Consider the following 20,429-nt stretch of genomic DNA (forward strand, 5'->3'; position numbering starts at 1 on the left):
TGTGCACTCATGATCAAACTCGAAAACGTCAACAAGTGGTTCGGCGAGCACCATGTGCTCCGGGACATCGACCTGGAGGTGGCTCGCGGCGAAGTCGTGGTGGTGTGCGGGCCTTCGGGATCGGGCAAATCCACGCTGATCCGCACCATCAACCGGCTCGAACCCATCCAGCAAGGCACGATCACGGTCGATGGCCAGGACATCTACCGCAAGGGGCTGAACATCAATCGCCTGCGCGCGGGCATCGGTTTCGTGTTCCAGCAGTTCAACCTGTTCCCGCACATGACGGTGCTGGACAATGTGCTGTTTGCGCCGGTCAATATCCAGAAGCGCCCACGCAAGCAGGCCATCGAGCAGGCCAGGCAACTGCTAGAGCGGGTGGGCTTGGCGCACAAGACCGATGCCTATCCGGGCAATCTATCCGGCGGCCAGCAGCAACGCGTGGCCATTGCCAGGGCCCTGGCGCTGCAGCCGCCGATCATGCTGTTCGACGAGCCGACCAGCGCGCTGGACCCGGAAATGGTCGGCGAGGTCCTGCAGGTGATGAAATCGCTGGCCAGGGACGGCATGACCATGGTGTGCGTCACGCACGAAATGGGGTTCGCGCGCGAGGTCAGCGACCGCGTGGTCTTCATGGACGCGGGCAGCATCATCGAATCGGACACGCCGGCAAATTTCTTCAGCGCGCCCAAGCATCCGCGGGCCCGGCGTTTCCTGGCCGACGTACTGGCTCCCCGGCATTGAACATGGGCGCCGGCCTCGCCCGGCTGCCGCCGCCGGCCGCACGCCCGCCGAGGCTATGATTGGGTTTTCCGACCTGCCCAGGCGCTCGGCCATGTATACGCTCAAGCAGATGGAGGCCTTTTACTGGAGCGCCGTGCTGGGCAGCTTCAGCGCCTCGGCCAAGAAGCTGCACGCCAGCCAGTCCGCCATCGCCAAGCGGGTGGCCGAGCTCGAGGGCTTTGCCGGTGCGCCGCTGTTCGAGCGCGGCGCGCGCGTGCTCACGCTCACCCCCAGGGGGCGGCGTATGGTGGAGATGGCGCAGGAGATGCTGGCGCTGAACGCCCGCATCGTGCAGAAGATGGCCGCGCCCGACAGCTTCCAGGGCCTGGTCAGGCTGGGCGCCACCGAACTGGTGGGGTTGACGTGGCTGGCCAATCTGATCGACCAGACCGCCCGCCAGCATCCCCAGCTGCAACTGATGCCCGACATCGACGGCGGGGTGACCTTGTACCGGCGCCTGGAGGAAGGCTCGCTGGACGTGGCCATCATGCCGGGCCCGTTCTGGAGCTACGAGTACGAATCCGTGCCCATGGGGCATATCCGCAACGTCTGGATGGCCAGCCCCTCGCTTGCGCTGGGCGGGCACGGGCAGCTGGCCCCGCGTGACCTGCTGGCCTATCCGGTGATCACCCAGCCCACCAACTCCGCGCTGACCCACCTGTACGACGGCTGGTTCGCCGAGCAGGGCCTGTCGGTCAAGCGGGTGCTGACCTGCAACAGCCTGGGCGTGGTGGCTCAGCTGACCATGCTGGGTCTGGGCATCAGCTACCTGCCGCCCAGCTATTTCGGCCCCCTGGTGGCCGCAGGGCACCTGCGCCAGCTCGACGTCGTGCCCGAGCTGCCCCAGGTGCATTACTACGCGGTATACAAGAAAGCCTTGTTCAACCCCATGGTCGCACGCGTGGTCGAGCTGGCCAGCGAGGTGTGCGATTTCAACATGCGGGGCAGCGCCATGGCCGGTCTGCCCAGCCTGCTGGCGCCGCGCCCGGAAGCGCAATAAGCCTCGCGGCGTTCGAGCCGAAGCGGCCGGCCCTGGCAGGGCTTAGCCGCCAGGCCTTCCTTTCCCGGGCGTTTCGCCGCCAGGGACTTGCCCATCACGCGTTTGCTCGCCGGGCGGTTCCCCGCCGGGCGATTCCTCGGTCAGCATGCGCTGGCGGGCGTTGTCGATGTGCGCGCGCATGGCCGTGCGCGCGGCCTGGCTGTCGCGCGCGCGGATGGCCTGGTAGATGGCCTCGTGCTCGGCCTGCACCCGTTCCAGCCGCGCGCGGCCCACTTTTAGCGACAGCCGGCGCGTCAAGGCCACCCCTTCGGCGATGTAGTCCGACAGGGCGGCCATGCTGAACTCGAACAAGGGGTTCCGGGTGGCCGTGGCGATGGCGCGGTGAAAGCGCAGGTCGGCTTCGGCTCCCAGCTCGCGGGCCTGCAGCGCCTGCTTCATTTCGCGCACCGCCGTGGCCATTTGCCGCAGGTCGGTCTCGGTGCGCCGCTCGGCGGCCAGCCACGCCACTTCTCCTTCCAGCGCCACGCGGTACTCGTAGGCGCGCAGCACGTCGGCCATGCCGCCCAGCGGCGCCAGGCGCAGGAAGTCCACCGCGGGCCTGCGCTGCACGTAGGAGCCCGAGCCGTGGCGCGAGACGATCACGCCGTCGGCGCGCAGGCGGGCCAAGGCCTGGCGGATGACCGGGCGCGACACGCCAAAGAGAGCGGCCAGCTCGCTTTCGGGCGGCAGCTTCTGGCCTTCGGGCAGGCGACCGTCGACGATGCGTGCCATGACGTCTTCGTAGATCTGGTCGCTGTACTTCTGCACGCGGCGCAAGCCGGTCTGGGCGGGGGCCGGCGAGCCGGCGCCGGTCGCAGGCAGGGGCGGTTTCATAGGCCGGATTCTACTCCCGGAGTTGCAATAAAGTGATTAATTAAAATAACAACTTGTTGACAACTAGTAGGGCCGCATCTAAGCTTGCGACAGTACCCGCCGCCGCGGCCCTGGCGGCAGCGGGGCTTTCCGCGTCCTTGCGGCGCATTCCCGTTGGATTTTTCATGAAGACTTCCGCTTTCACCGCGGCCGACGTGGCCGCCTCGGTCCTGGCCGTGCCGCCGCTGGCGCGCCATGCCGACCTGTCGCTGAACGTGGCGGCCAACCAGGCGCTTATCGCCCACATGCAGGCCGGCGGCATCAAGACGCTGATCTACGGCGGCAACGCCAACTTCTATCACGTGGGCATGGGCGAATACGCCGCCATCCTGGACATGCTGGCCCAGTGCGCCGGCGCCGATACCTGGATGGTGCCTTCCGCAGGTCCGGACTACGGCAAGCTGATGGACCAGGCCGCGGTGCTGCGCGATTACGGTTTCCCCACGGTCATGGTCATGCCCTATCGCGGCGTGGCCAGCGCCGACGGCATCGCCACGGGCGTGCGGCGCTTTGCCGAGCGGCTGGGCAAGCCGGTGCTGCTCTACATCAAGGACGAGGACTACCTGCCGGTCGAGACGGTCGGGGCCATGATGGACGAGGGCTGCGTGGGCCTGGTCAAGTACGCCGTGATCCGCCAGCAGCCTGCCCAGGACGAATACCTGCGGGCCCTGGCCGCACGGGTTGACCCGCGCCTGATCGTCAGCGGCATCGGCGAGCGGCCGGCCATCGATCACCTGCGCGCGTTCGGGCTGGGCAGCTTCACGACCGGCTCGGGCACCATCGCGCCGTCGGCTTCGATGGCGCTGCTGCGGGCCATCCAGGCCGGCGACTGGCAAGGCGCGCAGGCCTTGCGCCAGCGATTCCTGCCGCTGGAGGACATCCGCGATGCGCACGGCCCCATTGCGGTCCTGCACGACGCGGTCACGCTCTCGGGTATCGCGCCCATGGGGCCGATGCTGCCGATGCTGTCGAACACCGATCCCTCGCTGGCCGCGTCCTTGCGCAGCGCCGCATGCGGCCTGCTCGAGCAGGAGCGCGCCGCCGCCTGACATTCATGCCATGGGCCGGACGCTGCACCTTCGGCCCGTCGGAACGAACGCGGCCCTTGCGGCCGCCACAAAACCGGAGACACCGACATGTTCAAGCCTTTCTGGGCCGCCGCGGTCCTTGCGGCTGGCAGCCTGGCCGCCGCCGTTTTTCCTGCCGCTGCGCAGGACTATCCCAAGTCCCCCATCAAGTGGGTCGTGCCGTTTCCCGCGGGCGGCAGCACCGACGTGTTTGCCCGCGTACTGAGCGAAGCGCTGCTGAACGAGCTGGGCCAGCCCCTGGTCATCGAGAACCGCGGCGGTGCCGGCGGCGCCATCGGCACGGCCAATGCGGCCGGCGCCGCGGCCGATGGCCATACGCTGGCCAGCGGCACCGTCAGCACCCACGCCATCAACGTCAGCCTGTATCCCGAACTGGCCTACGACCCGGTCAAGGATTTTGCGCCCGTCACGCTGCTGGGCTACGTGCCCAACGTGCTGGTGGTCAACGCCGATTCGCCGTACAGGTCTGTGAAGGACCTGATCGAGGCGGGCAGGCACAAGACGCTGACCTTCGCCTCCAACGGCAACGGCACCAGCCAGCACCTGACCGGCGAGCTGTTCCGCAAGCAAAGCGGCATCCAGATGTCGCACATTCCGTACCGCGGCTCGCCCCAGGCCTTGCAGGACCTCATGGGCGGCAGGGTGGATTTCATGTTCGACCAGACCTTCTCGCTGATCCGCTCGGGCAAGGTCCGCGCGCTGGCGGTCAGTGCCGACGAGCGCTCGCCCTTGCTGCCGGACGTGCCCACGCTGCAGGAGGCCGGGCTGGAAGGATTCAAGGTGCTGTCCTGGCACGCGGTGTTCGTGCCGGCCGGCACGCCGCAGCCGGTGATCGATCGGCTCAACGGCGCTTTCAACGCCGCGCTGTCCCGGGCCGAGGTCAGGGACAAGCTGCAGGCGCAGGGCCTGCAGGTGATGGGCGGGCCGGCACAGGCGCTCGATACGCTGATGCGCAGCGAGATAGAGCGCTGGGCCGTGGTGGTGAAAGAGTCCGGTGCGCGCATGGATTGACCCGCGCGCGCCGGCCAGGAGCCGGCCGGGCCGCGCCCGGCTGGCGCCGGCTCAGCCCTTGGCCGGCTCGACGTCGTAGACGGCCGGGCCGTCGCGGTCCAGCACCATCCAGCCGCCGCGCGGCGGCTGGGCATGGTCCAGTTCCCAGTCCGGCAGCACCCAGCGTTCGCGGCGCTTGCCGCCGATTTCCATCACGTGGCGGGCTGGGCGGTGGGTATGGCCGTGCACCATCAGCGCCACGCCGCTGTCCAGGAAGGCGCGCTCGACGGCCTGGGCGTTCACGTCCATGATCTCTGCCGCCTTGGACTGGTTGGCCGCCATGCTTTCGCCGCGCGCCTGCGCGGCCATGGCCAGGCGCTGCGGGATGCTTTGCGCCAGGAACTGGGCCTGCCATTGCGGGTTGCGCACCATGGCGCGGAACTGCTGGTAGGCCACGTCGTCCGTACAGTATTCGTCGCCGTGCGAGAGCAGCACGGTGCCGTAGTCGGTCCCGAGCAGGGCCTGGTCCGGCAGCAGGCGCGCGCCCACCGCCTGGGCGAGTTCCTCGCCGATCAGAAAGTCGCGGTTGCCGCGGCCCAGCCACAGGGGCAGTCGGGCGCCGGCCTGCTTCAGGCCGTCCAGCACCGCCGCCAGCCAGGGCGGCGCGGCGCGGATCACGTCATCGCCGATCCAGGCGTCGAACAGGTCGCCGGGCAGCAGCAGCGCGTCGGCCTCCTGGGCCGCCGCCTGCAGGAAGGCAAGAAAGGCTTCGCTGGTGGCCGGCGTCTCCGGACCCAGGTGCAGGTCCGAAGCCAGCCACAGCCGCCCGGGCATGGGCAGTTTATTCAAGGATTTCCGCCTTCTCGATCAAGACGTCCTCGGCGGGCACGTTCTGGTGGAAACCGCGGTTGCCCGTCTTGACGGCCTTGATCTTGTCCACCACGTCGGTGCCCTCGACCACCTGGCCGAACACGGCATAGCCCCAGCCGTTGGCGGTGGGCGCGGTGAAGTTCAGGAAGTCGTTGTCCGACACGTTGATGAAGAACTGCGCCGTGGCCGAGTGCGGGTCGCTGGTGCGGGCCATGGCCAGGGTGTAGCGCTCGTTCTTCAGGCCGTTGTTGGCCTCGTTCTCGATGGGCGGGTGGGTCTGCTTCTGCTTCAGGCCCGGCTCGAAGCCGCCGCCCTGGATCATGAAGCCGTCGATCACGCGATGGAACACCGTGCCGTCGTAGAAGCCTTCGCGCACGTAGGTCAGGAAGTTCTCCGCCGACTTGGGGGCCTTCTCGGCGTTCAGGGCGATGACCATGTCGCCGAAGTTGGTCTGGAGTTTGACGCGGGCAGAGCTGCTCATTGCGGTACCTTGGGAGGAGGAAGAGGGGGATCCGGTCTGGGCGCCGGCCGGCAGGGCCAGGCTGACCAGGGCGATGCTGCATGCGCCCAGGCGCAGCAGGCGTTGCGGGAGGAAAAAGCTCATGGTTGGGCTTTGCCTTCTATCAGGTTGCGCAAGGTGGATGCCTTGCCGCGCGTGCCGGCCACGCCGCCGGCCGCCGCGCTTTCGTAGTTGCGCTGGGCCTGCATGAGCTGCACATCGGCCAGGTTGGCGCGCGCGGTGGCGTAGCGCGGGTTGGCGACCAGCGCCATCTGCAGCGCCTGTTCGGCGCGGTCCAGATGGCCTTGCTGGACGTAGAGCGCGGCCAGATTGTTCCATGGTTCGGGCAGTTCGGGATAGCGCGTGGTCATCTCGGTGTAGATGGCCTGCGCCTGCCCGGTGCGGCCCAGGGCGGCCAGCGCGCGCGCATGCTGGAACTGCAGCTGCACGTCGGTGCCGGGCGCGATGCGGTTTTCTTCCTGGCGCAGTCGCGCCTGGATCTCGGCCAGGGCCTGCTCGTTCTGGCCGGCATTGAGCAGCGCCTCGATGCGGTCGGTGATCTGCGAGGCCGTGGGCGGGATGCTGGTGTCCACGTTGGGGCGCAGGGCCTCGAGCAGGCGCGCGATGGCATCCGAGCCGCCGGCCGCCGGCAGGTTGGCCGAACTGGTACCGGCCGCCGGCGGGATGTCGTCGGCGGGGTTGCCGCCGCCGACCGGCTGGCCCCAGGCCTGGCCGGCGGCCAGGGCGCTCATCAGGGCGATCGTCAAGGTCAGGCGGGCACGCGGCATAGGAAAGGCGTCTCGGTGGTGTTTCGAAGGAGGGCGGCCGGGCCGGCCCCGGAAGGCATGGCCGGCTTGCTATACTTGCCGATCGCCATTTTAGCCCGGTTGCCGCGGCGCGTGCCCTGCGGCGGGCGCGGGCGGCGCGCCCGGCCCGGACCGGCGCGGCTTGCGGCCGCGCGCCGCCGAACCCAGCGCGGGGCCCCGCGCCGGTTCCGGTCCCGAACCCTAGTCCCCGTTCATACGTCCATGCTGCATATCTACGATTCGCTCTCGCGTTCCAAGGTTCCGTTGACGCCGGCGAAACCGGGCTGCGTGCGGATGTACGTGTGCGGCATGACGGTCTACGACTACTGCCACCTGGGCCATGCGCGCATGCTGGTGGGCTTTGACGTGGTGCAGCGCTGGCTGCGCGCCAGCGGCCTGCAGGTGCACTACGTGCGCAACATCACCGACATCGACGACAAGATCATCCGCCGCGCGGTCGAGACCGGCAAGCGGCTGGGCGAGGTCACGTCGTTCTTCATCGACGCCATGCACGCCGACGAGCGCGCGCTGGGCGTGCAGCCGCCCACGGCCGAGCCGCGCGCCACCGGCCACGTGGGCGACATGCTGGAGATCATCGCCGAGCTCGAGCGCCGCGGCCTGGCCTACCGTGCCGAGGACGGCGACGTGAACTATGCGGTGCGCGCCTTTCCCGGCTACGGCAAGCTCTCGGGCAAGTCGCTGGATGACCTGCGGGCCGGCGAGCGCGTGGCGGTGGGCTCGTCCAAGCGCGATCCGCTGGATTTCGTGCTCTGGAAGGCCGCCAAGCCGGACGAGCCGGACGAGTCCAAGTGGCAGTCGCCCTACGGCCTGGGCCGGCCGGGCTGGCACATCGAATGCTCGGCCATGAGCCGCGCGCTGCTGGGCCTGCCGCTGGACATCCACGGCGGCGGCCCCGACCTGAAATTCCCGCACCACGAGAACGAGATCGCGCAGTCCGAGGGCGCCTACGGCGGCGCGCTGGCCAACGTATGGATGCATTGCGGCCCGCTGATGGTCGATGCGGACAAGATGTCCAAGTCGCTGGGCAATTTCCGCACCATCCGCCAGACCATCGGCCGCGGCCCGGCCGAGCAGGCCGGCTACGACCCGGCGCAGGGCGATGACTGGTACAACCCGCGCGAAGCCGAGATGCTGCGCTTTTTCATCGTGCGCAACCATTACCGCAGCAGCCTGAACTACGCGCCGGACAACCTGTTCGATGCGCAGAACGCGCTGGACCGCCTCTACCAGACCTTGCAGAACGTGCCGCCCGGCCCGCCGGCCGAGCTCGATTGGCAGGCGCCGGCGGCCCAGGCGTTCAAGGCCGCGATGGACGACGATTTCAACACTTCGGGCGCGGTCGCCGCGCTGTTCGAGCTGGCCGGCGAGGTCAACCGCCAGCGCAGCGCCCAGGCGGCGGCCCAGCTGCGCGCACTGGGCGGCGTGCTGGGCCTGCTGCAGCAGGCGCCGGCCGCCTACCTGCAGTGCGATACCCGTTACCGCCGCCGCGCCGAGGGCGAGGCCGCCGATGCGCCGGCCCTGTCGGCCCAAGCCATCGAGGCGCGCCTGGCCGAGCGCGCCCAGGCCAAGCGCGAGCGCGATTTCGCGCGTGCCGACGCCATCCGCGCCGAGCTGCGCGCGGCCGGCATCGAGCTCGAAGACAAGCCCGGCGGCGCCACGCAATGGCGCCGCAACTGACAACAAACAAAAACCGTCCTGCCTAAGAAACATCCTTCATGGTCAGTTCCGAACTTCCCGTCGCCAAGCCCGACTACTGGGACGAGGCCGTCGCCGACCTGATGCGGCGCGACCGCATTCTCAAGAAATTGATCCCCGCCCACCCGGAGGTCTGGCTTACGGCGCGCGACACGCCTTTCGTCACCCTGGCGCGCGCCATCGTGGGCCGGCAGGTCTCGCTCAAGTCCGCCGACGCCCTATGGCAGGCGCTGGCCGGCGCCTGCGGCAAGCGGCCCACCGCCGGCTCGGTCGAGCGCGTCGGCCTGCAGGGGCTGCGCCAGGCCGGCCTGCCGCAGCGCAAGGCCGAATACCTGGTCGACCTGTCGCGCCATTTCCTGGAAAAGCGCGTGCATCCCGAAGGCTGGGCGCGCATGGACGACGAGGCGGTGGTGGCCGAATTGACCGCCATCCGGGGCATCAGCCGCTGGACGGCGGAGATGTTCATGATTTTCAATATGCAGCGGCCCGACGTGCTGCCCCTGGACGACCCGGGGCTGCTCAAGGCAATCTCGCTACACTATTTCAGCGGCGAGCCGGTCTCGCGTTTCGAGGCCCGCGAGGTCTCGCAAGCCTGGCAGCCCTGGCGTACCGTTGCGACCTGGTATCTCTGGCGCAGCCTGGAGTCCGCCGAGCAGGCCTGAGCCTGCCCCGGCGCTGCAGCCCATCCCCCGAACACGGAACCCGACACGAGATGCGCAATACCTTTCTCGAATTCGAACAACCCATGGCCGAGCTCGAAAACAAGATCGAGCAACTGCGCTTCGTGCAGGCCGACTCGGCCGTGGACATCTCCGAGGAAATCAGCCGGCTGCAGCAAAAGAGCCAGACGCTGGCCAAGGACATCTACGCCAAGCTCACGCCGTGGCAGACCGCGCTGGTGGCTCGCCATCCGCAGCGGCCCTATACGCTGGACTACGTGCGCGAGATCTTCACCGATTTCCACGAACTGCACGGCGACCGCATGTATGCCGACGACCAGTCCATCGTGGGCGGGCTGGCGCGCTTTAACGGCGCGCCCTGCATGGTCATCGGCCACCAGAAGGGCCGCGACACCAAGGAGCGCGCCATGCGCAACTTCGGCATGCCGCGCCCCGAGGGCTATCGCAAGGCCCTGCGCCTGATGCGCCTGGCCGAGAAGTTCAACATGCCGGTCTTCACCTTCGTCGACACGCCCGGCGCCTATCCGGGCGTGGGCGCCGAAGAGCGCGGCCAGTCCGAGGCCATCGGCCACAACCTGTACGCCATGGCCGAGCTGCGCGTGCCCATCATCGCCACCATCATCGGCGAAGGCGGCTCGGGCGGGGCGCTGGCCATCGCCGTGGGCAACGCGGTGCTGATGCTGCAATACGCCACCTATTCGGTGATCTCGCCCGAAGGCTGCGCCTCCATCCTGTGGCGCAGCGCCGACAAGGCTCCCGAGGCCGCCGCGGCCCTGGGCATCACCGCCCCGCGCCTGAAGGAACTGGGCCTGATCGACCGGGTGGTCAACGAGCCGGTGGGCGGCGCCCACCGCGACCCGCGCGTGATGGCGCGCCTGCTGCGCCGCTCGCTGGGCGATGCCTTGCGCCAGTTCAGCGGCATGACGCCCGACCAACTGGTCGCGCACCGACTCGAGCGCGTGCGCGCCTATGGCCGGGTGCAGGAAGCGCGCGCCTGAGCCCATTTTCCGCGCGCCGGGTTCGCCGCGCGCGGCCATAGGGGTCCGTCCACGTGAGCCAGATCGATCCCACGCAAGCGCTGCTCGGCCCCTTGCAGGCCTGCCTGCGGCGCGCCAGCGAGGATGCCGGCCGGGACGAGGGCGCCGCCGCCTGGGGCGTGGCCGTCAGCGGCGGCGCGGATTCGGCCATGCTGGCCGTATTGGGCGCCCAGGCCGCCGCCCGGGCCGGCCGGCCGCTGCATCTGCTGCACGTGCACCACGGCCTGTTCGAGCAGGCCCAGGACTGGGCCGGGCAGGTGCGCGAGCTGGGCCGGCGCCTGGGCCTGCCGGTGCACGTGGCCTACGTCACCGTGGATACCGCGGGCGGCCTGGGCGTGGAGGCCGCCGCCCGCCAGGCCCGCTACGAGGCGCTGGGCCGGCTGGCGGCCGAGCATGGCATCGGCACCATCTTGCTGGCGCATCATCTGGGCGACCAGGCCGAGACCGTGCTGCTGCGCCTGCTGCGCGGTTCCGGGCCGGCCGGCCTGGCCGCGATGGCGCACGAAACCCGCCGCGGCCCGGTGCGCTACCTGCGCCCCTGGCTGGAGTGCGACCGCGCGCTCATCGTCGAGGCCGCCCGGCGCTACGCTCAGGACACCGGCTGGCACGCGGTCAGCGATCCCAGCAACGCCGATCCCCGCTACACGCGCGCGGCCGTGCGCACGCTGCTCGCGCCCGCGCTGGACCAGCGCTGGCCGGGCTGGCGCGCCATCCTGGCGCGCCACGCGCGCCTGGCCGCGCAGGCGGCCGAACTGCTGGACGAGGTGGCGCGCGCCGACTTCGCCGGCCTGGACCCGGATCCGCAGGGCGTCAGCTTTTCGCTGGCGGCCTGGCGCGGCCTGGCGCCGGCGCACCAGGCGCACGTGCTGCGGCACTGGTTCGACCGCAACGGCGCGCGCATGCCCACCGAGGCGCGCCTGGAGGCGCTGATGCGCCAGTTGCGCCAGCTCCATGCCCTGGGGCACGACCGCCAGATGGTGTTTGACCACGCCCAATTCCGCGTGCGCTGCGTGCGCGGCAGGGTGCTGATCGAGCCCCGTCCGGCGGGCCGCGCCGGGTCGCTTGCGCGGCGCGGCCCGCCAACGCGTTAGAATGTTCGACTTTGCCCGACCTTGAATTGCCCGGGGTGGTTCGACTTCGGGCGCCAATCCGAGTCCAAGATGTCCCTGATCGTTCACAAGTACGGCGGTACCTCGATGGGTTCCATCGAGCGGATCAAGAATGTAGCGCGGCGCGTCGCCAAATGGCACGAAGCCGGCCACCAGGTGGTGGTCGTGCCTTCGGCCATGTCCGGCGAGACCAACCGGCTGCTGGGCCTGGCCCGCGAGATTTCGCCCAACGGCGATGGCCGCGAGCTCGACATGCTGGCGGCCACCGGCGAGCAGGCCAGCAGCGCCCTGCTGGCGCTGGCCCTGCAAAGCCTGGGCGTGCAGGCGCGCAGCTACACCGGCTGGCAGGTGCCGGTGCGGACCGACTCGTCCTACACCAAGGCGCGCATCACCTCCATCGACGACCAGCGCATCCGCGCCGAGCTCGACGCCGGGCGCGTGGTGGTGGTCACGGGCTTTCAGGGCGTGGACGACGATGGCCACATCACCACGCTGGGCCGAGGCGGCTCGGACACCTCGGCAGTGGCCGTGGCGGCCGCGCTGGGCGCGCGCGAATGCCTGATCTACACCGACGTGGACGGCGTCTACACCACCGATCCGCGCGTGGTGCCCGAGGCGCGCCGCCTGTCGGTCATCTCCTTCGAGGAAATGCTGGAAATGGCCTCGCTGGGCTCGAAGGTCCTGCAGATCCGCTCGGTCGAGTTCGCGGGCAAGTACCGCATTCCCGTGCGGGTGCTGTCCTCGCTCACCGATCCCCTTATTCCGCTCGACGAGGAAATGCGCTCGGGCACGCTGATCACTTTTGAGGATGACGAAAAAATGGAAGCAGCCGTAGTCTCGGGCATTGCCTTCAGCCGCGACGAAGCCAAGATCACCCTGCTGGGCGTGCCCGACAAGCCCGGCATCGCCTACTCCATCCTTGGCCCGGTGGCCGAGCGCAACATCGACGTGGACATGATCGTGCAGAACCAGTCGGTGCAGGGCACCACCGACTTTTCCTTCACCGTGCACCGCAACGAGTACAACCGCGCGCTGGACGTGCTGAACAACGTGGTCAAGCCCGCCGTCGGCGCGCGCGAGATCGTCTCGGACGACAAGGTCTGCAAGGTTTCCATTGTCGGCATCGGCATGCGCTCGCACGTGGGCGTGGCCAGCCTGATGTTCCGCACCCTGTCCGAGGAAGGCATCAACATCCAGATGATCAGCACCAGCGAGATCAAGACCTCGGTGCTGATCGACGACAAGTACATGGAACTGGCCGTGCGCGCCCTGCACAAGGCCTTCGGCCTGGACCAGACGCAGGCCGCGGCCTGATAACCGCCATGCCGCGCGATTGTTGACGTTAGGGCGCCGGCAATCGTGCTAGAATTTCGGACTTCTGTTCCCGGAGACGTGCCCGAGAGGCTGAAGGGGCTCCCCTGCTAAGGGAGTATGTGGCTAAAAACTGCATCGAGGGTTCGAATCCCTCCGTCTCCGCCAAGTTAATGCCCATGTTTGCCCATGGTTGCCCAGAAACCCGCATGAACATTGGTTCTGCGGGTTTTTTTATGCCCAGGTTTGCCCAAGGATGCCCAGGGACTACCAGCTTGTTGTGCTGGTAATTTTGCTGGTAATTTCAGTCCCCTTGCCCTCGCGGCGTGAAATTACCAGCACGGGATACACACCTATGGCCACAGCGAAGCTATCGGACCTGCAGATCCGCCTTCGGTGATGCCGTTGCAGCGAGGCCTATTCAGCCGCCAGAGCCGCCGCTTGTTCCGCCGTGGGGGGCCTTCTCCGTCTCCGCCAAATTGATGCCCATGGTTGCCCAGAAACCCGCATGAACATTGGTTCTGCGGGTTTTTTTATGCCGATGATCGCCCAAGGATGCCCAGAGACTGCCAGCTTGTTGTGCTGGTAAAGCATGGACAGCATGACTATCGGCCTAGGAGCGACCTTCCATGACCCGGCGCGCGGCTTCCACCAGGAAGCCGCTGCGCGTGGCGCCGTGCGCCTTCGCGTAGGTGTCGATCTTCACCAGCACGCGGCGCGGCACGGTGATGTTGACCTTTTCCGTGCGCCCGTCGAAGCGCGATACATCCACATCCACCACTGCCCAGACGCCATCCGCGAAGTCGGGATTTCCGCGGTGTTCCGCGATAGGGCGCGGCACGGGCACATCCTCGCCGCCTTCGGTCAAGCCCTCCAAGTGCAGGTCAATGGCTTCCTTTACGGACTCCAATGCATCCTCGAAGGTGTCTCCGGCGGAGAAGCAGCCGGGGAGGTCGGGCACCGTTACGCCGTAGCGGATGCCGTCGTCGGTGTGCAGGACCACAGGGTATCGCATCGCGCTACCTCCTTACTTCCATCCCGCCTGTTTCCTGATGCTATGCAGCGTGCCGGCGGGGATGTCGCTGTCAGGGTGTTTCACAGTCACCAAGCCAGGCTTGGATGGATGCTTGAACTGGTGGTGCGAGCCCTTCACACGGGCCAGGAACCAGCCGTCCTTCCAGTTGCCTGATGATTTGCCTGCTGTTCATGGTGGTTATTATACCCACCGCGTCACGGCTGTCAGCACGACACCTACAAAATACGGCAAGGGTATCTCCGCTGGCTCAGAAGCCGGCGGTGCGGCCCAGGCTCAATGGGCCGATTGTCATGAGCCGGTCGCGAGAATTTTCGAGCGCGGGCGGGCCATTCGCCGGCTAGCCGCCTACACCACCGAGGCCGCCGCGACACCGTCGTTGGGCTCGTGCGCATGCCGGTCATCGGGCGGTGCGGTCACGATGCTGTCCAGCGCGGGATCGGCGGGCCTTTGCTTCAGGCGCGCGATGTCCGGCCGCGGGCGGCGCAGCGCGGCATGCGCCGAGAACGCCTGTTCCATGGACAGGGCCGCCGAAAGCAGGTCCAGGTCGCCGCGAAACGGGCCGACCGCCTGCAGGCCGAACGGCAGGCCGCGTTCGTCGGTGCCGCAGGGCAGGCTGATGGCCGGATGCGTGGTCAGGGTGACGACGTAGGTCAGGGCCAGCCAGCGGTAATAGTTTTCCTGGCGCCGGCCGTCGATGGTTTCGGCGTAAGGCCGGGTCCATGCAAAGGGCGAGACCGGCGTGGTGGGCGAGAGCACCAGGTCGTAGTCGCGAAATACCCGCTGGAACCGCGCGATGATGCGCGTTTGTTCGTCCTGTGCCCAGGCGGCGTCGAGCAGCGACATGCGCAGGCCCATCTCGTAGTTGGCGCGCGGGTTCGGGCCCAGGCTGGCGGGGTCGCGCTCGTAGGTTTCGCGCATGCCGGCCACGAAGGCCTCGGCCCGCAGCACGTCGAAGCAGCGGTGGACGTCGCCCAGCTCGAAGCCGACTTCGTCGCAGCATGCGAACAGGTGCCGCATGGCGGCGATCTTTTCGCGCATGGCGCGGCGGATCATCGGATCGACGTCGCAGGCGCCGAAGTCTTCCGTCCAGGCCACGCGCAGGCGCGAGAGGTCCGCCGGGGGCGGCGCCAGGAAGGCCATCGGATCGAGCGGATAAGAGAGCGGGTCGCCTGGGTGCGGACCGGCGCTGGCGGCCAGCTGCAGGCACGCGTCGGCCACCGTGCGGCCCATGGGCCCGACCACGGAGATGGGCGACCAGCCCAGGCGCTTGCGCACGCTGGGCACCACGCCGGGCGAGGGCCGCATGCCGACGACTCCGCACTTGGCGGCCGGGATGCGCAGCGAGCCGCCAGTGTCCGAGCCGGTGCACAAGGGCAGCAGATCGAGCGCCAGGGCCGCCGCCGAGCCGCCCGAGGAGCCGCCGGCATTCAGGTTGGGATCGAAGGGGTTGCCGGTGGCGCCCCAGACCGGGTTGCGGCTGTTGGCGCCGGCGCCCATCTCCGGCACGTTGGTCTTGCCCGCCACGATGGCGCCAGCCCGGCGTAGCCGGGCGACCAGTTCGACATCGGCCGAGGGCACGTGGTTGCGCAGGCTGGGCGTGCCCATGGTGGAAAGCAGCCCTTCGGTAGGCTCCAGGTCCTTGACGCCCAGGGGCAGGCCGTGCAGCAGTCCCAGCGGTTCGCCGCGCATCACGGCCTGCTCGGCGGCGCGCGCCTCGCTGAGCGCGCGTTCGAACGCGGTGGCTGTAACGGCATTGACCAAGGGGTTCAATTGCTCGATGCGGGCGATGCAGGCCTGGAGCAGTTCGACCGGGGAAACCTGGCGCGCGCCGATCAGGCGGCGCAGCGCCACGGCGGGCATTTCAACGAGGCAGCGGGTATCTTCGGACATGGGCAAGGGCGGATCAATCGACCTGGATGTTGGAGCGTTGCGCTACCTCGCGCATCAGCGGAAGTTCCTGGGCGATCTGTTCGACCGATGCCGCCGAGCCGGAGAATGCCGGTTCCGCGCCCTGGGCTTGCAGGGCTGCCTGGACCTCGGGCTTGGCTACGATGGCGGCCAGCGTCTGCTCGAGCTTGCTGCGCACCGGTTCGGGGGTGCCCTTGGGCGCGGCGATCATGATCCACGTGTCGGCGTTCACGTCGGCATAGCCCGCTTCGGCGAAAGTGGGCACATCGGGCAGCTGCGACGATCGCTTGGCAGTCGTCACGCCGATGGCCTTGACCTTGCCGCCCTTGAGCTGGGGCAGCGCGGCCGTCACGGTGTCCACCGAAAAAGGAACCTGGCCGCCGATCAGGTCGTTCATGGCCGGCGCGCTGCCCTTGTAGGGCACGTGCATGATCTTGGCGCCCAGCGCGTGCAGCACGATCTCGCCGGTGAAGTGCGAGGTGGTGCCGGTGCCGAACGAGGCATACGAGTACTTCTCGGGCTGGGCCTTGATGGCGGCCGCGAATTCCTTCACGTTGTTCACCGGCACGTTCGGGTTGGCCAGCACGATGAGCGGGATGCGGGTCACGATGGCGATCGGGTCGAAGCTCTTGACCGCATCGTAGGGCAGGTCTTTGCGCAGGGCGGGATTGGCCGTGAAGGTCGATCCCGAGGCAAGCAGCAGGGTATAGCCGTCGGCGGGCGCGTTGGCCACCAGGCTGGCGCCAATGGCCGTGCCCGCTCCCGGCCGGTTGTCGATCACGACGGGCCGGCCCAGCGCATCGGACAGGCCTTTGCCGACCAGGCGGCCGACGGTGTCGGCGCTGCCGCCGGGCGGGAAGGGCACGACCAGCGTGATGGGCCGCGTGGGATAGCTGTCTTGCGCGGCGGCAGGCGCGCCGCACAGGGCCGAGGCGGCCAGCAGCCCGGATGCAAGCAGGGCGCGGGCCGGGCGGCCGCGCCAAGCCAGGATGGAACGAATGCTCATGTGGGACCCCTTGATGTTGTTGGCTAGGATGGCCTTCCTATCCTAAGAACGCCCTATACTTTGCATCAATAGCAATTCCATAAAAGATTCATTGCCAAAAAGGCAATATACAAGGGGATCACGCCATGGCATCTTCTTCCTGGCCGTCTTCGGGGCAGGCGGCGCGGCGCGCTGCCAATGGCCGCACCGTCAATGCGCGCGTGCTGCAGGAGGTCGGCCTGCGCTACTTTCTGGAGGTGGCCTACGCCGGGTCGATCACCGAGGCGGCGGCGCGCCTGGATGTGGCGCCCTCGGCGGTCAGCCGGCAGATCGGCCGCCTGGAGCGCGAGCTCGATACCTTGCTGTTCGAGCGCCGCGCGCGCGGCATGGTGCTCAATGCCGCCGGCGAGCTGCTGGCCGCCCATGCGCGCCGCGCCTGGCTCGACATCGAGCGCGTCACCGAGGACATCCTGGCGCTGCGCGGCCTGCGCGCCGGCCTGGTGCGCGTGGCGGCCACGGAAGGGTATGCCTACGAGTTCCTCCCGACGCTGGCGGCCGAATTCCAGGCCCGTTGCCCCGGCATCCGTTTTTCCATCGACATGCTGGCGCAGTCCGAGGTGGTGCGGCGGGTGCGCGAAGGGCAGGCCGATATCGGCGTGACGGTGAGCCTGGCCTCCGAGCGCGGGCTCAACGTGGAGCTGCGCCATCCCTCGCCCGTGCTTGCCGTCATGGCGGCGGGCCATCCCCTGGCCGCCAGGCGCCATGTCAGCCTGGCCGAAGTGACGGCCCACCCGCTGGCCCTGCCCGCGCCGTCGAGCACCTTGCGCCAGTTGCTGGACATCAGTTGCAGCCGCCAGAGCCTGCCGTGCGAGGCCGTATTCACCAGCGGCCAGCTTTATCCGCTGGTGAACTATGTGGCGCGCACCGACGCGGTGACCTTCTGCGGCGAGCTCGCCCTGCGCCAGCACCTGGGCAGCGGGGCGGTCGTGGCTGTTGCGCTGCGCGATCGTGAAATGAACGAAAGGCACTTCGAGGTGCAGACGCTGGCCGGGCGCCACCTGCCCGAGGCGGCCCGCGCCTTCATCGACCATCTGCGCGCGGCGCTGGCCCATGAAGACTGAAGCGGAAGATATTGCCGAATCGGCAATGCAGCTTTCTTTCTCTTTTGCCGGCGTTGAAGGAATAATCTGCCCCAGGATAGCCGCTTCGTTCCAGGAGGAAATTCGTGTCCCAGGTCAATACGCTTCCGTTCTCCAAGGTGCGCCGGGCCGGCGGCCTGGTGTTCCTGTCCGGCGAGATGCCCATCGCGCCGGATGGGTCCATCCCCGAAGGCATCGCGGCCCAGACCTCGCTCACGCTCGATCGCATCGCCGCCACGCTCGCCGGCCAGGGCCTGGGCCTGGACGATATCGTCTCGGTCACGGCGTACCTGGTGGATCCGGCCGATTTCGAGGCCTTCAACCGTGTCTATGCAAGCCGCTTCTCGGACCCGCTGCCGGTGCGCACCACGGTGCGGGCCGGCCTGATGCTGCCGGCGGCGCGCATAGAATTGACGGTCATCGCCTGCCAGGACGCATGAGCCGTACCGCCATCGTCCTGGGCGCGGGCATGGTGGGCACCTGTGCGGCGCTGCACCTGGCCTTCAGGGGCTGGTCCGTCACACTGGTCGATCGGCGCGAGCCCGGGCGTGAGACTTCCTACGGCAATGCCGGCATCATCCAGCGCGAGGCGGTCGAGCCCTATGCCTTTGCGCGCGATACCGCCACCTTGCTGCGCGTGGCGTTCAAGCGCGGCGCCGACGTGCACTACCACCTGCGCGCCTTGCCGCGGCTGGCGCTGCACCTGGCAGGCTATTGGCGCAACTCGGGGCCGTCGCGCTATCCGGCGCTGGCAAGGGCCTATGGCAGCCTCATCGCCCATTCGGTGGCCGAGCACGCGCCGCTGATCGACCAGGCGCAGGCGCGCGACCTGGTCAGCGAGCAAGGCTACCGCTTCGTGTTCCGCAACGAGGCCAGCCTGGCGCGCGCCGCCGCCAATGCCGAGCGGCTTCACGCCAGTCATGGGCTGCGGCATGCCGTGCTGGACGGCGATGCGCTGGCCGCCGCCGAGCCGGCATTGCGCCTGCGCATGGCCGGCGCCATACACTGGCTCGACGCCTGGTCGGTCAGCGATCCGGGCGAGCTGGTCGAACGCTACGCGGCCTTGTTCGCCGCCCGGGGCGGGCGGCTTGCGCGCGGCGATGCCGCCAGCCTGCAGGCACAGGGCAGCGGCTGGCGCGTGGCCACCGACCAGGGCATGCTCCAGGCCGAGCACGTCGTCGTGGCGCTCGGTCCCTGGTCCGATGCGTTGCTGCGTCCGCTCGGATACCGGCTGCCCCTGTTCGTCAAGCGCGGCTATCATCGGCATTACCGAGGCGCGCAGGGGCCGCGCCTGCCCTTGTACGACGTGGACCGGGGACTGGTGCTGGCGCCCATGAAGCGCGGCGTGCGCGTGACCACGGGCGCGGAGTTCGCGCATCTGGACGCGCCTGCCACGCCCGTCCAGATGCGCAAGGCGCAGGCCTTGGCGCGCGAGCTGCTGGACCTGCCCGAGCCGGTCGAGCATGAGCCCTGGCTGGGCGCGCGTCCATGCACGGCGGACATGAACCCGGTGATCGGGCCGGCTCCCCGGCATCGGGGCCTGTGGTTCAACTTCGGCCATGCCCATCAGGGCTTTACGCTGGGGCCGGCCAGCGGCCGGCTGCTGGCCGAACTCATGTCCGGGCAGCAGCCGCTGGTCGATCCGATGCCGTATTCGGCCCTGCGTTTCGGAGCTTGAAGTTCGGCAGGAGTCTCGAGCATGCATACCGTCTTCGACAGCCGTGCCTGCCATTTGGGCGAGGGCGCGCTCTGGCATCCGCAGCGCCGGATGCTGTTCTGGTTCGACATCCTGGGCCAGCGCCTGCTCGGGCGCGGCGAGGGCGGCGCCTATGAGGCGCAGCTGGGCGAGATCCACTCGGCCGCGGCGTGGATCGACCGCGACCATCTGCTGCTGGCTTCCGAGACCGGCCTTTGGCGCTTTCACATCGACAGCCGGTGCAGCGTGCGCTTGGCGCAGATCGAGGCCGACGAGCGTGCCACGCGCTCGAACGATGGACGGGCCGACCCTTGGGGCGGCTTCTGGATCAGCACCATGGGCAAGGGGGCCGAACCGGGCGCCGGCGCGATCTATCGTTATCGGCAAGGCAAGCTTGCGCGCCTGCGCGCCGGCCTGACGATACCGAATTCCATCTGTTTCGCGCCCGACCGCGGCCATGCCTATTTTTCCGATACGGTCCGGCGCATGCTGTGGCGGTGGTCGCTGGACGGCGACGGCTGGCCGGCAGGCGAACCGGTCTTGTGGAAGGATTTTGCGCAGGAGGGCCTCAATCCCGATGGCGCCGTCACGGACGCGGCCGGCGCCGTATGGGTGGCCCATTGGGGCGCAGCCTGCGTGAACCGCTATGGCCCTGACGGCCGGTGCCTGGAAAGCCGCCGGCTGCCTGTGCCGCAGCCCAGCTGCCCGGCGCTGGGCGAAGGGCGCCTGTTCGTGACCACCGCGCAGCAAGGCTTGGCGCAGGATGCCCTGGCGGCGTATCCGCTGTCGGGCCAGACCTTCGACCTGGGGGCCGTGGCGCACGGCCGGCAAGAGCCGGCTTTCATTCCATGAGAAAGGGCTGCT

General features: G+C 68.7%; 21 protein-coding genes and 1 tRNA gene. 14 read left to right on the forward strand and 8 right to left on the reverse strand.

The window, feature by feature from the left end:
- Window positions 1–9: 9 nt before the first annotated feature.
- Window positions 10–744 carry an amino acid ABC transporter ATP-binding protein gene (locus V8Z80_RS05355; RefSeq protein ID WP_155196573.1) on the forward strand — a complete coding sequence of 245 codons (735 nt, stop codon included), beginning with the start codon at window positions 10–12 and terminating at the stop codon, window positions 742–744.
- A 55-nt stretch (window positions 745–799) separates the two neighbouring features.
- A complete protein-coding gene (locus V8Z80_RS05360; RefSeq protein ID WP_155196574.1) occupies window positions 800–1,783 on the forward strand; it encodes a LysR family transcriptional regulator in 984 nt (327 codons plus the stop codon).
- A 42-nt stretch (window positions 1,784–1,825) separates the two neighbouring features.
- On the opposite strand, the gene V8Z80_RS05365 is transcribed toward V8Z80_RS05360, so the two are convergent.
- The gene (locus V8Z80_RS05365) at window positions 1,826–2,656 is read right to left on the reverse strand and encodes a FadR/GntR family transcriptional regulator (protein WP_155196575.1); all 831 of its coding nucleotides are present in this window, start codon (window positions 2,654–2,656) and stop codon (window positions 1,826–1,828) included.
- 164 nt (window positions 2,657–2,820) lie between these two features.
- Here V8Z80_RS05365 and V8Z80_RS05370 point away from each other — a divergent pair, with 164 nt between their 5' ends.
- Together V8Z80_RS05370 and V8Z80_RS05375 are read left to right on the forward strand one after the other, a co-directional pair.
- On the forward strand, window positions 2,821–3,744 hold the full coding sequence (locus tag V8Z80_RS05370; protein WP_155196576.1) for a dihydrodipicolinate synthase family protein: 924 nt from the start codon (window positions 2,821–2,823) through the stop codon (window positions 3,742–3,744).
- Between the two features lie 87 nt (window positions 3,745–3,831).
- Complete coding sequence (locus V8Z80_RS05375) at window positions 3,832–4,794, forward strand: Bug family tripartite tricarboxylate transporter substrate binding protein (RefSeq protein WP_336061281.1); 963 nt, start codon at window positions 3,832–3,834, stop codon at window positions 4,792–4,794.
- A gap of 51 nt (window positions 4,795–4,845) precedes the next feature.
- Here the strand turns inward: V8Z80_RS05375 and V8Z80_RS05380 are convergent, their stop codons facing one another.
- The 3 genes from V8Z80_RS05380 to V8Z80_RS05390 all read right to left on the reverse strand — a co-directional run bounded on the left by V8Z80_RS05380 (window position 4,846) and on the right by V8Z80_RS05390 (window position 6,930).
- Complete coding sequence (locus tag V8Z80_RS05380; protein WP_336061282.1) at window positions 4,846–5,622, reverse strand: UDP-2,3-diacylglucosamine diphosphatase; 777 nt, start codon at window positions 5,620–5,622, stop codon at window positions 4,846–4,848.
- Window positions 5,615–6,124 carry a peptidylprolyl isomerase gene (locus tag V8Z80_RS05385; protein WP_336061385.1) on the reverse strand — a complete coding sequence of 170 codons (510 nt, stop codon included), beginning with the start codon at window positions 6,122–6,124 and terminating at the stop codon, window positions 5,615–5,617. Before V8Z80_RS05385 ends, V8Z80_RS05380 begins: the two co-directional genes overlap by 8 nt.
- A gap of 119 nt (window positions 6,125–6,243) precedes the next feature.
- Window positions 6,244–6,930, reverse strand: coding sequence for a tetratricopeptide repeat protein (locus V8Z80_RS05390; protein WP_336061283.1), 687 nt, complete (start codon window positions 6,928–6,930; stop codon window positions 6,244–6,246).
- A 240-nt stretch (window positions 6,931–7,170) separates the two neighbouring features.
- Between V8Z80_RS05390 and cysS the strand changes: the two genes are divergently transcribed.
- The 6 genes from cysS (at window position 7,171) to V8Z80_RS05420 (ending at window position 12,969) form a co-directional block, all read left to right on the forward strand.
- Window positions 7,171–8,646 (forward strand): cysteine--tRNA ligase, encoded by a 1,476-nt coding sequence (cysS, locus tag V8Z80_RS05395; RefSeq protein ID WP_336061284.1) that lies wholly within the window; start codon window positions 7,171–7,173, stop codon window positions 8,644–8,646.
- Window positions 8,647–8,684: 38 nt separating this feature from the next.
- Window positions 8,685–9,326 carry a DNA-3-methyladenine glycosylase family protein gene (locus tag V8Z80_RS05400; protein WP_336061285.1) on the forward strand — a complete coding sequence of 214 codons (642 nt, stop codon included), beginning with the start codon at window positions 8,685–8,687 and terminating at the stop codon, window positions 9,324–9,326.
- Window positions 9,327–9,376: 50 nt separating this feature from the next.
- The gene (locus tag V8Z80_RS05405; RefSeq protein WP_336061286.1) at window positions 9,377–10,342 is read left to right on the forward strand and encodes an acetyl-CoA carboxylase carboxyltransferase subunit alpha; all 966 of its coding nucleotides are present in this window, start codon (window positions 9,377–9,379) and stop codon (window positions 10,340–10,342) included.
- A 188-nt stretch (window positions 10,343–10,530) separates the two neighbouring features.
- The gene (gene tilS / locus V8Z80_RS05410) at window positions 10,531–11,472 is read left to right on the forward strand and encodes a tRNA lysidine(34) synthetase TilS (RefSeq protein ID WP_442951945.1); all 942 of its coding nucleotides are present in this window, start codon (window positions 10,531–10,533) and stop codon (window positions 11,470–11,472) included.
- A 69-nt stretch (window positions 11,473–11,541) separates the two neighbouring features.
- Window positions 11,542–12,804 (forward strand): aspartate kinase, encoded by a 1,263-nt coding sequence (locus tag V8Z80_RS05415; RefSeq protein WP_155196584.1) that lies wholly within the window; start codon window positions 11,542–11,544, stop codon window positions 12,802–12,804.
- Between the two features lie 72 nt (window positions 12,805–12,876).
- Window positions 12,877–12,969, forward strand: a tRNA-Ser gene (locus V8Z80_RS05420).
- A gap of 445 nt (window positions 12,970–13,414) precedes the next feature.
- Here V8Z80_RS05420 and V8Z80_RS05425 read toward each other — a convergent pair.
- From V8Z80_RS05425 to V8Z80_RS05440, 4 genes are all read right to left on the reverse strand, one after another.
- On the reverse strand, window positions 13,415–13,816 hold the full coding sequence (locus tag V8Z80_RS05425; protein WP_336061287.1) for a type II toxin-antitoxin system HicB family antitoxin: 402 nt from the start codon (window positions 13,814–13,816) through the stop codon (window positions 13,415–13,417).
- Between the two features lie 12 nt (window positions 13,817–13,828).
- A complete protein-coding gene (locus V8Z80_RS05430) occupies window positions 13,829–13,954 on the reverse strand; it encodes a type II toxin-antitoxin system HicA family toxin (RefSeq protein WP_442951939.1) in 126 nt (41 codons plus the stop codon).
- A gap of 228 nt (window positions 13,955–14,182) precedes the next feature.
- On the reverse strand, window positions 14,183–15,727 hold the full coding sequence (locus V8Z80_RS05435; protein WP_336061288.1) for an amidase: 1,545 nt from the start codon (window positions 15,725–15,727) through the stop codon (window positions 14,183–14,185).
- 13 nt (window positions 15,728–15,740) lie between these two features.
- Window positions 15,741–16,751 carry a Bug family tripartite tricarboxylate transporter substrate binding protein gene (locus V8Z80_RS05440; protein ID WP_155196588.1) on the reverse strand — a complete coding sequence of 337 codons (1,011 nt, stop codon included), beginning with the start codon at window positions 16,749–16,751 and terminating at the stop codon, window positions 15,741–15,743.
- 125 nt (window positions 16,752–16,876) lie between these two features.
- Here V8Z80_RS05440 and V8Z80_RS05445 point away from each other — a divergent pair, with 125 nt between their 5' ends.
- The 4 genes from V8Z80_RS05445 (at window position 16,877) to V8Z80_RS05460 (ending at window position 20,417) form a co-directional block, all read left to right on the forward strand.
- Window positions 16,877–17,851 (forward strand): LysR family transcriptional regulator, encoded by a 975-nt coding sequence (locus V8Z80_RS05445; RefSeq protein WP_336061289.1) that lies wholly within the window; start codon window positions 16,877–16,879, stop codon window positions 17,849–17,851.
- 104 nt (window positions 17,852–17,955) lie between these two features.
- The gene (locus tag V8Z80_RS05450) at window positions 17,956–18,309 is read left to right on the forward strand and encodes a RidA family protein (RefSeq protein WP_336061290.1); all 354 of its coding nucleotides are present in this window, start codon (window positions 17,956–17,958) and stop codon (window positions 18,307–18,309) included.
- Window positions 18,306–19,547 (forward strand): NAD(P)/FAD-dependent oxidoreductase, encoded by a 1,242-nt coding sequence (locus V8Z80_RS05455; RefSeq protein WP_336061291.1) that lies wholly within the window; start codon window positions 18,306–18,308, stop codon window positions 19,545–19,547. The genes V8Z80_RS05450 and V8Z80_RS05455 overlap by 4 nt, the downstream gene beginning before the upstream one ends.
- Window positions 19,548–19,568: 21 nt before the next feature.
- Entirely contained in the window at window positions 19,569–20,417 is an 849-nt protein-coding gene (locus V8Z80_RS05460) for an SMP-30/gluconolactonase/LRE family protein (RefSeq protein WP_336061292.1), read from the forward strand.
- Window positions 20,418–20,429 lie beyond the last annotated feature (12 nt).

The sequence above is a fragment of the Orrella sp. JC864 genome (assembly GCF_037026685.1).
In the GTDB taxonomy this organism is placed as follows: domain Bacteria; phylum Pseudomonadota; class Gammaproteobacteria; order Burkholderiales; family Burkholderiaceae_B; genus Orrella.